Source organism: Roseburia sp. AF42-8 (genome assembly GCF_003435965.1).
Classification (GTDB): domain Bacteria; phylum Bacillota; class Clostridia; order Lachnospirales; family Lachnospiraceae; genus Roseburia_C; species Roseburia_C amylophila.
In genome coordinates this window covers 1-14,569 of record NZ_QTVB01000046.1, presented here as the reverse complement: position 1 = coordinate 14,569, position 14,569 = coordinate 1, and the positions used below count along the sequence as shown (strand labels likewise).

The window sequence follows — 14,569 nt, the reverse complement described above, 5'->3', positions numbered from 1 at the left end:
CTTCGCAGCCATAATTTTATAAAATCTTCATATATGACAGAACCTGATATTTTTACTATTTTTCAAAATTTGCAACCAATATTTGACAGTCTCCCTATTAAATGCTAAACTTTCAATGTAATTTATTAGATTTTTATAAACCAAGGAGGACATGAAAATGGGTGTCGCAGCATTAGTTTTAGGAATTATTTCCATCGTTGTTGACGTAGTTACAGTAGGTGTTTATGGCTGGATCGGAGCAATCTTAGGTCTTATCGGTACTATCTTAGGCGCTGTTGGACATAAGAATCAGGCTAAATGTGCTACCGGCGGACTTGTATGTTCTATCATCGGATTAGTATTAGGCTTACTGCTTTACATCGCATGTGTTGCATGTGTTGCATCTGTTGCAAGCGCATTCTAATATTTGTTTTTTGAAAGGATACATGGAAAAAGATGGCACTTTATCTGAATATTCTGGGATTTCATATCCCATCTTATGGATTTATGATCACACTTGGAGTGATTACGGCAAATCTTTTTGCCCTGTATCCGCTCAGAAAATATAAGCTTAACTTCGATGATATGCTTATATTAGAAGCTTACACATTACTTGGCGCCTTCTTAGGCGCCAAGCTTTTGTATCTATTCATTTCTTACCGGGACATTGACTGGTCCCGTATGTTAGAACCCCAGTATTTTAATTACATTATGCAGAGTGGCTTTGTATTTTATGGCGGACTGATTGGAGGACTGCTTCTTTTTCTGCTGGCCGGAAAAATACATCATATTGACTGGAAGCCTTTTATCATTCACCTGATTTATCTGATTCCATGGATTCACGGTTTCGGACGTATCGGATGTTTTCTTGCCGGCTGCTGTTATGGAATTCCATATGATGGACCTTTTGCAGTACAGTTCCCGGAGCATTCCATTGCGCCATCTGATACTACGCTGTTTCCAGTTCAGCTGGTGGAAGCAATCTGTCTTCTGATTCTTGCTGTCGTACTTGCAATACTGGATTTAAAGAAATCTTATCCGCACACGATTGCCATATATTTTATTGTCTATGGTATTCTGCGGTTTCTGTTAGAATATGTCCGCTATGATGCCGTCCGCGGTCATCTCTTTGCCTTATCCACCTCCCAGTGGATCAGCATTGGATTTGTAGTTGGAACCATATGCTATCTTATCAGAACTTCTGTTTCCAGAAAAAAGGCATAAGTTTGGCTTCTCTTTATTGACAGACTACAGTAAAAACATAAAAATCCTGCAACATGACAGGTATTTCTGATACCTTCATACTGCAGGATTTTTTATACATATAAGGAAAAGCTTGCATGCATTCCCTGTTATTTATAACACTTCTTTATAACAGTTCTTTCAATATCTTATTTACCATTCCAGGATTTGCTTTGCCCTTCATGGCTTTCATGGTCTGACCTACCAAGAAACCGATTGCCTTTTCTTTCCCATTGCGGTAATCTTCTACCGACTGAGGATTTTCTTCAATGACTTTTGCAATAGTATCCCGTAATGCACCTTCGTCATTTACGGTCTTAAGTCCATTCTCTTCCACATATTTATCCGGATTAATATCCTTAGCAAAAATCTCTTCAAAAACTTCTTTTGCTACATTGCCATTGATGGTTCCGGCATCGGTAAGTTCGATTAATTTTGCCAGATTCTCCGGTGAAAATGCAATATCCTCCGGGTCTTTGTTCTGCTCCTTTAAGATACGCATGGTTTCGCCCATCAGCCAGTTGGATACTTTCTTTGGCTTATTACAGATTGCTGTGGTTGCTTCAAATACATCTGCCATCTTCTTTGCAGAAGTCAAAATATTAGCATCATATTCCGGAAGGCCGAATTCATCCTGATAACGCTGACGTTTTGCTTCTCTTAATTCCGGCTGGCTGTCTTTTATGCGTTGTAACCATTCATCACTGATGACGATTGGAACCAAATCCGGTTCCGGAAAATAACGGTAATCCTGTGCATCCTCTTTGGAACGCATGGCATAGGAATATCCCTGGTCATCATTCCATCGTCTGGTCTCCTGAACCACCTTTTCGCCAGACTCAATCAAATCAATCTGTCTTGCTGTCTCTGCTTCAATGGCTCTTGCAATTGCTTTAAAGGAACCGATATTTTTCATCTCGGTACGGGTACCAAATTCTTTTGCTCCTGCTTCACGGACAGATAAGTTGACATCTGCACGCATGGAGCCTTCCTGCATCTTACAGTCGGATGCACCAAGATACTGCACAATCATTCTTAATTTATCAAGATAAGCAATGACTTCCTCTGCAGAACGCATATCCGGCTCAGATACAATCTCAATCAGTGGCACACCGGAACGGTTATAGTCCACCAGGGAAACATCTTCCCAGTCATCATGTACTAATTTTCCGGCATCCTCTTCCATATGAATCTCATGGATTCCAATGGTTTTCTTTCCATCTGCTGTTTCAATCTCAATTCCACCATCATGGCAGATTGGAAGATAAAGCTGGGAAATCTGATAATTCTGAGGGTTATCCGGATAAAAATAATTCTTACGGTCAAATTTACAATACTGGTTGATTTCACAATTCATGGCAACACCTACTGCCATGGCATATTCTACCACCTGTTTATTTAAAACCGGAAGAGAGCCCGGCATACCGGTACAGACCGGACAGGTGTGTGTATTTGGTGCACTTCCGAATGCAGTAGAACAGCCACAGAAGATTTTGGTCCTGGTTGCCAGTTCCACATGGACTTCCAGTCCGATGACGGTTTCATACTGTTTACTCATAATCTTCTTTCCTCCTATTCTGCTGCTAACGGGCTGTGCTGATATGGTCTTGTCTGTTCAAAGGCATATGCGGCACGGATGATATTCTTCTCCTTGAAGCAGTCTCCAATCAACTGCATGCCAATCGGAAGACCTTTGCTGTCAATTCCGCAAGGAAGACTAATTCCCGGAAGTCCTGCCAGGTTCACCGATACAGTATAGATATCGCCTAAATACATTTTCAGCGGGTCGCTTAAGGACTCTCCTAGCTTCGGAGCGGTGGTCGGTGCTGCTGGTCCTAAGATAACATCATATTTTGCAAATGCTTTATCAAATGCCTGCTTAATCAACGCTTTCGTACGCAGCGCTTTCAGATAATATGCATCATAATAACCGGAGCTTAAAACAAAGGAGCCTAACATGATACGACGTTTTACTTCTGCTCCAAATCCTTCGGAACGGGATTTCTTATACATATTATGAAGTCCTTCATATTCTTTGGTACGATAGCCATATTTTACTCCATCAAAACGTGCAAGGTTGGAGCTTGCTTCTGCATCTGCAATAACATAATATGCAGGAATTGCATACTCTACCAGACTTAAATCAAATTCTTCTACGATAGCACCTTTTTCTTCTAATTTCTTAGCGGCTGCTAAAATAGCATCCTTTACTTCTGCATCCAGTCCTTCTCCAAAATAATCTCTTGGAATACCGATTTTCATTCCTTTCACATCATCGACTAATGCACTGGTAAAATCGGTTTCTTCCCGCTTAATAGAAGTGGAATCTTTCTCATCATAAGAAGTAATTGCTTCTAAAATAGCAGCACAGTCTGTTACATCTTTTGCTACCGGTCCAATCTGGTCTAAAGAAGAACCATAGGCAATCAGTCCATAACGTGATACGGTTCCATATGTTGGTTTGATGCCGGTCACACCACAGAATGCACTTGGCTGACGGATAGAACCACCAGTGTCTGAACCCAATGCATAAAAGCATTCTTCTGCTGCTACTGCCGCACAGCTTCCACCGGATGAACCGCCCGGTACATGCTCGGTATTCCATGGATTTTTGGTCTCTCCAAAAGCAGAGGTCTCTGTGGTACTTCCCATGGCAAACTCATCCATGTTGGTCTTTCCAAGAATTACTGCTCCGGCTTTTTCCAGATTTAATACTGCTTCTGCGGTATAAGTCGGAATAAAGTTATATAAAATTTTAGAACTGCAGGTAGTCAGCATTCCTTTGGTACACATATTATCTTTAATTGCTACTGGCACTCCTGCCAGAGGTCCTGTTAATGTTCCATCGTCAATAAGCTTCTGCACTTCTGCCGCCCGCTTCATAGCGCCTTCTTCATCTACGGTAACAAAACTGTGTACCGCATCCTCTTTTGCTGCTATGGCATCTAAGGCGGCTCTTGTAGCTTCTTCTACTGATACTTCATGGGCTTTGATTTTCTTTCCAAGCTCTACTGCTGTCAGTGATAATAAATTCATCTTCTGCCGCCTCCTTTACTGATCTACGGTCTTTGGTACAACAAATGCCCGGTCTCTGCGCTCCGGCGCGTTGGCAAGGGTATCCTCGCCGCCGTCACCATTGGTTACTACATCTTCCCGGAATACATTATGCACCGGAAATACATGGGACATCGGTTCTACACCGGATGTATCCAGTTCGTTTAATTTATCAATATAATCCAACATGCTTTCCATGTCTTTTTTTGCTGCTGCTTTTTCCTCTTCGGAAAGTTCAAGCTTTGCAAGGATTCCAACGTATTCCATGGTTTCATCTGAAATCACATTTGCCATTGTTTTTCCTCCTTAATCACGTACTTTGATATGAACTTCTCTTAACTGCTGCTCGGTTACTTCGTTTGGTGCTCCGCACATTAAATCCTGTGCATTTCCGTTCATCGGATAAGCAATGACTTCACGGATGTTATCCTCGTTACGCAGTAACATAATCATACGGTCAATGCCAGGAGCCATTCCTGCGTGTGGCGGTGCTCCAAACTGAAATGCATTGTATAATGCTCCGAATTTATTTTTCAGCACTTCTTTATCATAACCTGCGATTTCAAAGGCTTTCTCCATAATCTGCATATCATGGTTACGGACTGCACCGGAGGAAAGTTCCACGCCGTTGCAGACGATATCGTACTGGTATGCTAAGATGTCCAGCGGATTCATGGTATTGAGTGCCTCTAAGCCGCCCTGAGGCATGGAGAATGGGTTATGGGTAAATCCGATTTTCTTGGTCTCCGGGTCACGCTCGAACATTGGGAAATCATTGACATAACAGAAACGGTATGCATCTTTCTCAATTAAATCCAGCTTCTCGCCTAATTCATTTCGAATCATGCCTGCATAATATGCGGCACGCTCTTCTTTATCTGCCATGAAGAAAATGGTATCTCCTACTTCAAGACCTGCCAGATTTCTGAATTCTTCTTTCATGTCATCCGGGATAAATTTATCAATCGGTCCCTTGTAGCTTCCATCTTCTAATACTTCCAGATATCCTAAGCCGCCCATACCGATTCCGGTTGCAAATTTCAAAAGTTTCTCATGGAAACCTTTCGACATTTCTGCATGTACACGGATGGCTCTTACGGTCTTTCCGATAAATGGCTTAAAGGTACATCTCTGGAAGAACTCTGTCACATCGATGATACGAAGTGGGTTCCGAAGATCCGGTTTGTCACTTCCGAACTCTAACATTGCCTGCTTATAACTGATGATTGGATATGGTGCTTTCGTTACTTTGCTGCCTTCCGGTGCGAATTTCTCAAAGGTTGCAGAAAGTACTTCTTCACCAATCTTAAATACATCTTCCTGGGTTGCAAAGCTCATTTCAAAGTCAAGCTGATAGAACTCTCCCGGTGAACGGTCTGCTCTTGCATCCTCATCACGGAAGCATGGTGCAACCTGAAAATATTTATCAAATCCGGATACCATCAGAAGCTGTTTGTACTGCTGTGGTGCCTGTGGCAATGCATAAAATTTTCCTTTGTATTTTCTGGATGGCACGATGTAATCTCTTGCGCCCTCCGGAGAAGATGCACAAAGAATCGGAGTCTGAATCTCTAAGAATCCCATCTCTGTCATTTTCTCTCTTAAGAATGAAATTACCTTGGAACGGAAAATAATATTGTCTTTTACTTTCTGGTTTCTCAAATCCAGATAACGGTATTTCAACCGGACATCCTCACGGACTTCCTTACTGGTCATTACTTCAAATGGAAGCTGTGTATAAACCTCTCCTAAAATATCTACGCTCTTTGCCTCTAATTCAATGGTTCCGGTCGGAATCTTTGGATTGTAGGTCTCTTCATCTCTTTTTTCAATCAGACCTTCTATGGAAACTGCCTGCTCCTTGCGGATTCCCTCTAACAGTTTTCCATCCCGGATTACAATCTGCATTACTGCATACATATCTCTTAAATCAATAAAGGATACGCCGCCATGGTCACGGATATTCTCTACCCAGCCTGCTACCCGAAGTGTCTTTCCAATGTCGTTTTCGCTTACCTGATTTAAGGTTACGTCTCTGTAAATGTTGCTCATCTTATCTACTCCTTTTCTGATATGATTGTCAGCCCGGAGTATAAAAATAACCCCGGAATACTGACTCGTATTCCGGGGCGAATAATCTTCTTATCCGCGGTACCACCCGCATTGGAAAATGAATGCTTCATCTTCCCTCTCTTCGTGCGTAACGTGCACTACGTACTGACCTACTGTAATTCAGCCAGTCGGCTCCAGAGTGTTCCCTTTGCTTTCTCTTCCAAACAGCGCTCTCAGTCGGTGACGCTGCATTCCTGTCGGCCTCTAAAAGTAAGAGTCTCTTTCCCAGCTTTTGCAACTATATCTCCTAGTTGTTGACTATGATAGCACTGCTTTTTTTGTTTTGCAAGTATTTTTTACAAATCTGATGCTATTTTTTCACTAGGTCCTTTATATTATCCAGATTTATTTTATATAATGGACATAATCTGTTTTTCTCGGAGCGGCGTCTTTTGCCGGTTCTTTTGCATAGCCGATGACACAGTTTCCAATGCCTTCGTAATCTCCTTCAATGCCAAGTTCCTTTAAAATTGCTTTTCCCTCTTCCCGCTCAAAAGTTTCTTTTGCTCGGTGAATCCAGCAGCTTCCAAGGCCTAAGGAATGTGCTGCCAGCATCAGATTGCCCATAACGAGGCTTCCATCATAAAGATAGGTGGGACGGCTCTTATCTGCTAACACCACCAGTACCACCGGTGCTCCATAAAACGGATCGCCGGTTGTTCCCATAATCTCAGCATTTACCTTGGAAAGTCTATCTCTTACTTCTTTATTGGTAACTGCAAGTATAATCGGTGACTGCCTGCCCATTCCGGTAGCCGCATAAGTTCCGGCTTCCACTACTTCTGCAATCAGCTCTTCCGGCACCATATCTTCCTTATAACCTCTGATACTTCTTCTTGTCTCCATTGCTTTTATGATCTCGTTCATTTCTTACTGCTCCTTTCTGATGCTCCGGCGAAAAATTTCATCCGCCTCTTTCACCACTTTTATTTCTCCGGTCTCAATCATATGTTTGATGCGGTTCATATACCAACTGGCACTGATTCCAAGGGGATATTTTAACAACAGATTTCCAATAAGTCTTGCCTGTATGATTTCGCCCTCCGGCAGTTCTCTTCGAATCAGAAAATCATAAAAATCCTCTTTTACACCCACCAGACAGCCATTTATCAGAACCCGAAGGGGTGCATCTTCTTCCTTAAGTTCATCCCATCTGGCTGCAAATACTTTCTGTTCATGCTCTGAAAGTTCTTTTTCCAATGGAAGGAAACGATAAAACTGTCCGGCATCTACTTCTCCCCAGGAGGAATAACGTACTGTCGCATTTTCCTCTTCTCTTACATAATCCGGCAGGCGTACCACGGATATCGCGCATTCATATTTCCGCAGCACACTGACTGCATGGCAGAGTCCGCACAGGGAATAAGGCTTGTTGCTGTACCAGATACGGAAAGATTCTCCCTGCTTTGCGAACTGCTCCATCCGCTGCAGCTCTTTCCCATAGGTTTCCACTGCCTGCTCTAATTCTTCCCGCTCCTCTTTTTCATCCTCATTCCAATAGACACCATACTGTTCTAAGATTATCTGCTTCCGGTATGTACTATCCAGCGGTTCCTTCAGGCTGCCAATGTCCAACATAAATGGCAGTATAATGACCTCCGCAGAAGTTCCGCCAACCGCTTCTCCTGCAAACATGGCTTCAAATGTGGCTTTGTCCGGCTTTTCCCCAAGCCATGCGGTTGGTCCATCCTCATAATCCGGCTGCCGATAGTTCTTCGCAAGCTTCATGGCTCCGCCTTCGCTCTCGCCAAATAAGATTTCTATCATCTACACTTCTCCCTGCTCTATGAGATATTCTAAGAATGCTTCGCATCCGCGTGTTACATCCGCATAAGTCTTATCGAACCTGCCGCTATACCATGGGTCAGATATTGCTGCCTGCTCTCCGGCAAAGGAAAGCAGCATGAATATTTTGCCGCCACGATGCCCGGTTATCCGCTCGATTCCACGGATGTTGCTTTCGTCCATCCCTATGAGGTAATCATAAATCTCATAATCGGATTTTGTCAACTGTCTCGCCCGCTTGTCCCGAAAATCAGTCTCCGGCGTATTCCCGATTCCATGCTTCTTAAGCTCCGTCTGCGCCGGCGGGTAAATCGGATTCCCAATGCCATTCCAGATTTCTTCGGTACTGGTGGCAGCCGAGGCTATCTCGAATCGGTCGGTGAGCCCTCGTCTGGCGACGAGGTCCTTTAGAATGAATTCCGCCATGGGGGAACGGCAGATGTTGCCTAAACAAATGAAGAGAACTTTTATCATAGTTTTGTTTACTCCTTGTTTTGTCCTGGAATGCCCTGTTTTGCAAGGGTTTATCGACTTTTCCGAGTATCGTATTTTTCCTGTTAATTACTACACTTTTTGCAAAATAGTGCAATTCAAGGCAATGTGTAGTAGTCAAATCGTAGTCAGTTAAAGCGGCATACTACGGATGGGGAATTATTTAACAAAAAAGGGGCTGAAAATAGCCATGTAGCTTCTTATTATCAGTTAAAAATATTCGAACCTATTTTCCCTGACATCTATATCCCAATTTTTCACGAAATTACACCTTTTTTTATGCTGTTCCTAATAATTTGCAGTTTATGTATTCAGAATCAACGGATTCTATCTTGAGTTTTGAACCGTGCATTATATCAACTTCGTAGAAGTACTGCTCATTGTTTACATTGCCTTGATAGACACATTTACTTCCCGCAGGCACATAAATCCTTAATTTGATTTTGCAGTTGAGTTCTTGACCTTTTACAAGGCTTGTAGCAAGGAAGCCTTTTTCGTATAAATCACAATCCGGAATATCTTTTGCATTTTCTTTCATAAGGTTGTAAACATAATCGCATACGCCACGATATAAAACCAAGTCTGTATCAGTTGTATGTTGCGCTACCATTTCGGAAATTTTTAGGTCAATTTCGTCTTGTCTATTTTGCCTATAACGCTCGTTTACAGATGCTCCTGAATGTGCAAGACAGTATTCCATTGAATAATGGTATATATCGATCATTTGCTCTGGTTCTTCATTGATGTGCTCGTGAGCGAAGTCAACAGCTGTGTCCTCGTCAAGAGCTAGTTTATCCCAAACAGCCCCGATACCGAAACTTGCGTCTTTGACATAGTCGACAAATGTAGGTTTCATAACTAGGTCTCCTTTCATTGAAATAATAAGTCTTTTCAGCATTTATATATTTGCCCTTCTTAAAAAAGTAACTGTGCTAAATGCATATGTTAAATCACCTTATATAGTTGATGTACTATCCAGCATTAATAAATGATTGACTGATGAAGTATCTTTCCTCTAATCCACCTGTAAATCGGCTGTGAGCAAGAAAGGTGTAAATATGCCTGAATGTCTCTTACTAACACACCAGACTCACTAATATACTTTTTCAACCGCAAGCCTATCTTAACCATATTAATATTTGAATATGTCATTAAGTACACCCCTCTTTGTTTTTATTGCATACTTTTCGGTATAAATTCCAACCTAAGTACCATACCCATGCCCTCAGCAAGTCTTTTCAGTGTAGATAACGCTGGATTTGCATTTCCAGTTTCAATCTTGCTTATGTCAGCTTGATTAATACCTGTTTTTTCAGCTAATTCTTTTTGTGTCATATGGCATTCTTTCCTTGCCGCCACAAGACTTCTAACAAAATTATACTCAAACTCAGAATCTTCCCATTCTTTTTTGAATTTCTCATCTTTTAGTTGTTCATCAAGATAATTTCTAAAATCACTCATCTAAATCACTCCTTGCTATTATTTTTCATATAATAGTCTGTTCTATACAAATTTGCTTTTTTTATTTTCCCCGCAGGCGTCTTCTGCGTTTTCTTGGTAAATCCATTTGTTAATATAGCCGTATTCCCTTCAACAAAAAAATACAAGACTCTTGTAATATCATTTCCAACAATAGAACGTAATTCAAATATTCCATCGCCTATTGCTCCCGAATAAGGCATTCTCAAGCCTGTTCCAAACTCTTCCAATAACATAATTGAACGCAACATTTTTGTTCTAAGTTTAGGCGTCAATGAATCCAAATATTCCCGAACCGAACATTCGCCATTACTCTTATGATAAAAATCTACATTTAGCATTTGTAAATTCCTTTCGCCATTATTATATGTGTTATATCCCATATTTGTCAAGTGAATTACTTACAACAATATTCTAGCACGCGTCAATTCTTTCGTCATTGGACTTCTAATCCAAAGCTTCAATTAAAAAAAATTACTTCCACCTAAAAAACATCTCCATTCATAAAAGAGCTACAGAGGATTACTTCCAATGTGGCTCAATTCATTTACGGCTGTTTTCCGTATGGTGTTTTAAGTTCTGCTACCATCGACAGAGTTTCCTTGCTGTCCATATCATATGTCACTAGTTTATGCTCCGGCTCAGTAAAGGTAGACGAACCACCGATGCCAAAATACTTTTCAAAGAAAGTCTTCAGCTTGTCAATAACTCCCTGTTTCTTCTTGGCTCTGCCACCACCACCAAAGCGTGAAATCGGTGGCATAAGTTTATCTATGTCCGTTCCGGCTGTTTTAATCTCTCCATCACGGAACGCATTCTCCATGAACTTCCGTGTATCTTCCGGCTTCAGCTTTTCTTCCGTGATAATCGCATTAAGGTCATGGTCTCGCTGTTCCACCACATACTCATGCCATTCATTCATGACATCATCCACATCATTGATTCCTGCAATAAAGGTTTCAATGAGCTGCTTCTTGCTGCGCAGTTCCGGACTGGCATCAATTGCCTTATTAATGGTAATCAGGACTTCCTTATCTTCGCAATGAGTATCATGATACTTCTTTACAAGCATGAGAATATAATCAATGTTAATTTCTATCTGCCGGATCAGTTCAATCTCAAATACTACATCATCCGTAATATCCGCACTTTCCTGACGCTTGCGTTTCCACTCATCACGCAAGTCCTGATAGCGTCCAAGGTAATCCTGTAAATCACGTTCAGAAATCAGCTCTTTCCCCTTGAAATCATCAAAGGAAAGCAACAGATTTCTCATACGGAGAATTGCACCAAACAAAGCAATAAAATCCTTCTGGTTCTGTTCTCCAACAATCTGTGGCTCTGACAACGGAAACTTATTATTCAAATCTTCCATCATATCCACATACCCCGGCATTGGCTTACCATCCACAGATTCATATCCGTAATAATAATCCTTAAAGCTCTGTAACAGTACAATGCCTCCGGCATTCTTGTCTCCGAACAGGGAAATGGCGCTATCCACTCGTTTTTGCAGATTTCGGAAACATACAATATTTCCAAAAGTCTTGATGGAATTCAGAATACGGTTGGTACGAGAAAACGCCTGTATCAGCCCGTGCATTTTCAGATTCTTGTCTACCCACAACGTATTCATGGTTGTAGCATCAAAACCCGTCAGGAACATGTTTACTACGATCAAAATATCCAGTTCCTTGTTCTTCATGCGAAGCGACACATCTTTATAGTAATTTTGAAATTTATCACTTGAGGTATCATAATTCGTATGGAACATTTCATTATAATCCTTGATGGCTTCTTCCAGAAATTCTCTGGACGGCTGATCGAGTGCAGAGGTATCCTCTGAATTTTCTTCATCCAGAATACCATCCGATTCTTCCTCATTTGCGCCATAACTGAAAATGGTTGCGACACGCAATTTCTTGGTCGGGTCTGCTGCCATCTGCTTTTTAAATTCTTGATAATATAGTTTTGCCATCGGAACACTCGATACTGCAAAAATAGAATTAAAACCGCTGATACGCTGTTTTTGCTTAATCTCCTCTACCTCATCCCGCTTGGCAGAAGCCACCTCGGCGATATTAGTCAGTGTATTATATATGTAAGTTTTATCCCCACGATAGGTCTTCTGGTCAAAATGATCCAGTATATACTGTGTCACAATTTGAATTCGTTCAGGAGCCATCATAACCTTTTCACGGTTGATGTCCCAGACCATCTCGTCTGTGATTTCTTCCTCCACATCCATAGTTTTAATATAATCAACCCGGAATGGGAGAACATTTTCATCGTTTATTGCATCCACAATCGTATAACTGTGAAGCTGGTCTCCAAAAGTCTGACCCGTAGTAAAGAACTCTGGATTTTTGGCTCTGCCTGAATTGATAGAGAAAATCGGTGTTCCTGTAAATCCAAACAAATGATATTTCTTAAAATTCTTTACAATAGCAGTGTGCATATCTCCAAACTGACTGCGATGGCACTCATCAAAAATGATGACGATATGCTTCATATACACTTCATGTTCTGAATTCTTTTTTATAAACGTAGCCAGTTTCTGAATTGTAGTAATGATAATATGCGCATTCGGGTCTTCCAACTGCCGTTTTAATACGGTGGTTGAAGTATTGCTGTTGGCTGCTCCTTTTTCAAAACGATCATATTCTTTCATGGTCTGGTAGTCCAAATCCTTACGGTCAACCACAAACAACACCTTATCAATATAAGGCAGTTTCGATGCCAGTCTTGCTGTCTTAAATGAAGTCAGCGTCTTACCTGAACCTGTGGTATGCCAAATGTAACCACCACCCTCGACACTGCCGTACTTCTTATAGTTATTTGCAATTTCAATGCGGTTGAGGATTCGCTCCGTAGCCGTAATCTGATATGGACGCATGACCATCAACATATCCTCAGACGTAAAAATGCAATACTTTGTAAGAATATTCAAAATCGTATGCTTTGCGAAAAAAGTCTTTGTAAAATCAATCAGATCTGGTATTACGCGGTTATTGGCATCTGCCCAGAAGCAGGTAAACTCAAAACTGTTACTAGTCTTGGTCTTACTTGCTCCCCGTTTCTCATGCTCCTTTTCCGCATTCCGCCTGGTACTGTTAGAATAATACTTTGTATTTGTACCATTGGAAATGACAAAAATTTGAATGTACTCATACAGTCCGCATCCTGCCCAGAAAGAATCCCTCTGGTAACGGTTAATCTGATTGAACGCCTCACGAATGGCTACACCTCTGCGTTTCAGTTCAATATGCACAAGAGGCAGACCGTTTACCAAAACTGTAACATCATAGCGGTTGTCATGCTTTGCACCATTTTCCGTGCCAATCACATACTGATTGATGACCTGCAGTCTGTTGTTATGGATGTTCTTTTTATCTATGAGTGTAATGTTCTTGGAAGAACCGTCATCACGAGTCAGGACTTGGACATTATCTTCCTGTATCTTCCGAGTCTTTTCCACGATATGCTCATTTGGATTGGCAACGGCATTTTTGAAGAAATCATCCCACTCTGTATCCGAAAACTGATAGTTGTTCAGTTCCTCCAATTTCTTACGAAGATTGGCAATCAGGTCTTTCTCCGTGTGAATAGGCAGATATTCATACCCCTGTTCACAGAGCAAACGAATGAACTCCTGTTCCAGTTCCGCTTCGCTCTGGTAACTGTCAGAACGCTTCTTAACTGGCTCATATTCTGTAACAACGGTATTCTCTGATGTTTCCGCTACAATATTAAAGTATGGCACATCCTCGCCTCCTTACTTTGGTAATTCTTTAAATGATAACAGTTTATCCCTGTAATATTCATATTGCTTCTGACGGGCTTCGATTTCTGCTGGAAGTCCTGTGGACAGGTCATTGCAGATGGTGTCAAAGCGGTCGAGAATGGATACAATTCTCTCTTGTTCTTCAATGGATGGCACAACAACCGATAAGTTAATTAAATCAGCTCTATTAATTGCAGGAATCCCTCCCTCTTTCTTTAGAACTAGCAATTTGTCTGTAGAATTAGAAAGAAAATAGTATAAATATTTTGTTAATACATTCTGCCTTTTAGATTGAATTTTGTAACACAGGGGTCCTAGCCAAAATTTCTTTTTTTGATACCCTACATATCCTATACCACCTTGTCCCCTAGAAGGAGTTGTAACTGTATCCCCTTCACAATTCCATGATGATGTAAAACCTGAATTTGATGTTCCAGCATTTATATACTCAAAATCGGTATTTGTTTTACTAACTTCTTCTGGTTTACTGCCAACAGAAATATTAGCTATTTTACCTAGCTCAGTTGTTATATAACCAAACACATACTGAATAAGCTTAATCACATTCAGCTCTGTCTGTCTGTCTGTCTGTCTGTCTGTCTGTCTGTCTGTCTGTCTGTCTGTCTGTCTGTCTGTCCATCG

At 41.2% G+C, this 14,569-nt stretch carries 14 protein-coding genes; 2 read left to right on the top strand and 12 right to left on the bottom strand.

Annotated elements, in window-relative coordinates; genetic code table 11:
• Positions 1-157: 157 nt before the first annotated feature.
• Both DW059_RS13210 and DW059_RS13205 read left to right on the top strand, forming a co-directional pair.
• Positions 158-403: a hypothetical protein gene (locus DW059_RS13210; protein ID WP_117699110.1), complete on the top strand. Its 246-nt coding sequence runs from the start codon at positions 158-160 to the stop codon at positions 401-403.
• Positions 404-435: 32 nt separating this feature from the next.
• Positions 436-1,203, top strand: a complete 768-nt coding sequence (locus DW059_RS13205; protein WP_117699109.1) for a prolipoprotein diacylglyceryl transferase — start codon at positions 436-438, stop codon at positions 1,201-1,203.
• A gap of 145 nt (positions 1,204-1,348) precedes the next feature.
• Here DW059_RS13205 and gatB read toward each other — a convergent pair whose 3' ends face one another.
• The 12 genes from gatB to DW059_RS13145 all read right to left on the bottom strand — a co-directional run.
• Positions 1,349-2,779: an Asp-tRNA(Asn)/Glu-tRNA(Gln) amidotransferase subunit GatB gene (gene gatB / locus DW059_RS13200; protein WP_117699108.1), complete on the bottom strand. Its 1,431-nt coding sequence runs from the start codon at positions 2,777-2,779 to the stop codon at positions 1,349-1,351.
• A gap of 14 nt (positions 2,780-2,793) precedes the next feature.
• Complete coding sequence (gene gatA / locus DW059_RS13195; RefSeq protein WP_117699107.1) at positions 2,794-4,257, bottom strand: Asp-tRNA(Asn)/Glu-tRNA(Gln) amidotransferase subunit GatA; 1,464 nt, start codon at positions 4,255-4,257, stop codon at positions 2,794-2,796.
• A 15-nt stretch (positions 4,258-4,272) separates the two neighbouring features.
• Entirely contained in the window at positions 4,273-4,569 is a 297-nt protein-coding gene (gatC, locus tag DW059_RS13190; RefSeq protein WP_022242659.1) for an Asp-tRNA(Asn)/Glu-tRNA(Gln) amidotransferase subunit GatC, read from the bottom strand.
• A 12-nt stretch (positions 4,570-4,581) separates the two neighbouring features.
• Positions 4,582-6,327 (bottom strand): aspartate--tRNA ligase, encoded by a 1,746-nt coding sequence (aspS, locus tag DW059_RS13185; protein ID WP_117699106.1) that lies wholly within the window; start codon positions 6,325-6,327, stop codon positions 4,582-4,584.
• A gap of 405 nt (positions 6,328-6,732) precedes the next feature.
• Positions 6,733-7,254, bottom strand: a complete 522-nt coding sequence (locus DW059_RS13180; RefSeq protein ID WP_117699105.1) for a nitroreductase — start codon at positions 7,252-7,254, stop codon at positions 6,733-6,735.
• 3 nt (positions 7,255-7,257) lie between these two features.
• Complete coding sequence (locus DW059_RS13175) at positions 7,258-8,154, bottom strand: DUF3658 domain-containing protein (protein WP_117699104.1); 897 nt, start codon at positions 8,152-8,154, stop codon at positions 7,258-7,260.
• On the bottom strand, positions 8,155-8,646 hold the full coding sequence (locus tag DW059_RS13170; protein WP_117699103.1) for a low molecular weight protein-tyrosine-phosphatase: 492 nt from the start codon (positions 8,644-8,646) through the stop codon (positions 8,155-8,157).
• Positions 8,647-8,941: 295 nt separating this feature from the next.
• Entirely contained in the window at positions 8,942-9,520 is a 579-nt protein-coding gene (locus tag DW059_RS13165; RefSeq protein ID WP_158552126.1) for an ADP-ribosyltransferase, read from the bottom strand.
• Positions 9,521-9,837: 317 nt separating this feature from the next.
• Positions 9,838-10,125, bottom strand: a complete 288-nt coding sequence (locus tag DW059_RS13160; RefSeq protein ID WP_117699101.1) for a helix-turn-helix domain-containing protein — start codon at positions 10,123-10,125, stop codon at positions 9,838-9,840.
• 5 nt (positions 10,126-10,130) lie between these two features.
• Positions 10,131-10,484 (bottom strand): type II toxin-antitoxin system RelE/ParE family toxin, encoded by a 354-nt coding sequence (locus tag DW059_RS13155; RefSeq protein ID WP_117699100.1) that lies wholly within the window; start codon positions 10,482-10,484, stop codon positions 10,131-10,133.
• Positions 10,485-10,690: 206 nt separating this feature from the next.
• Complete coding sequence (locus tag DW059_RS13150; RefSeq protein WP_117699099.1) at positions 10,691-13,906, bottom strand: type I restriction endonuclease subunit R; 3,216 nt, start codon at positions 13,904-13,906, stop codon at positions 10,691-10,693.
• A 12-nt stretch (positions 13,907-13,918) separates the two neighbouring features.
• On the bottom strand, positions 13,919-14,569 hold a 651-nt coding region (locus DW059_RS13145), incomplete at its 5' end, for a restriction endonuclease subunit S (protein WP_207659166.1).

Coding starts and splice junctions, on each gene's coding strand:
- gatA (WP_117699107.1), bottom strand. CDS start 4,257: ATGAATTTATTATCACTGACAGCAGTAGAGCTTGGAAAGAAAATCAAA.
- DW059_RS13155 (WP_117699100.1), bottom strand. CDS start 10,484: ATGCTAAATGTAGATTTTTATCATAAGAGTAATGGCGAATGTTCGGTT.
- DW059_RS13175 (WP_117699104.1), bottom strand. CDS start 8,154: ATGATAGAAATCTTATTTGGCGAGAGCGAAGGCGGAGCCATGAAGCTT.
- aspS (WP_117699106.1), bottom strand. CDS start 6,327: ATGAGCAACATTTACAGAGACGTAACCTTAAATCAGGTAAGCGAAAAC.
- DW059_RS13180 (WP_117699105.1), bottom strand. CDS start 7,254: ATGAACGAGATCATAAAAGCAATGGAGACAAGAAGAAGTATCAGAGGT.
- gatB (WP_117699108.1), bottom strand. CDS start 2,779: ATGAGTAAACAGTATGAAACCGTCATCGGACTGGAAGTCCATGTGGAA.
- gatC (WP_022242659.1), bottom strand. CDS start 4,569: ATGGCAAATGTGATTTCAGATGAAACCATGGAATACGTTGGAATCCTT.
- DW059_RS13205 (WP_117699109.1), top strand. CDS start 436: ATGGCACTTTATCTGAATATTCTGGGATTTCATATCCCATCTTATGGA.
- DW059_RS13210 (WP_117699110.1), top strand. CDS start 158: ATGGGTGTCGCAGCATTAGTTTTAGGAATTATTTCCATCGTTGTTGAC.
- DW059_RS13160 (WP_117699101.1), bottom strand. CDS start 10,125: ATGAGTGATTTTAGAAATTATCTTGATGAACAACTAAAAGATGAGAAA.
- DW059_RS13165 (WP_158552126.1), bottom strand. CDS start 9,520: ATGAAACCTACATTTGTCGACTATGTCAAAGACGCAAGTTTCGGTATC.
- DW059_RS13170 (WP_117699103.1), bottom strand. CDS start 8,646: ATGATAAAAGTTCTCTTCATTTGTTTAGGCAACATCTGCCGTTCCCCC.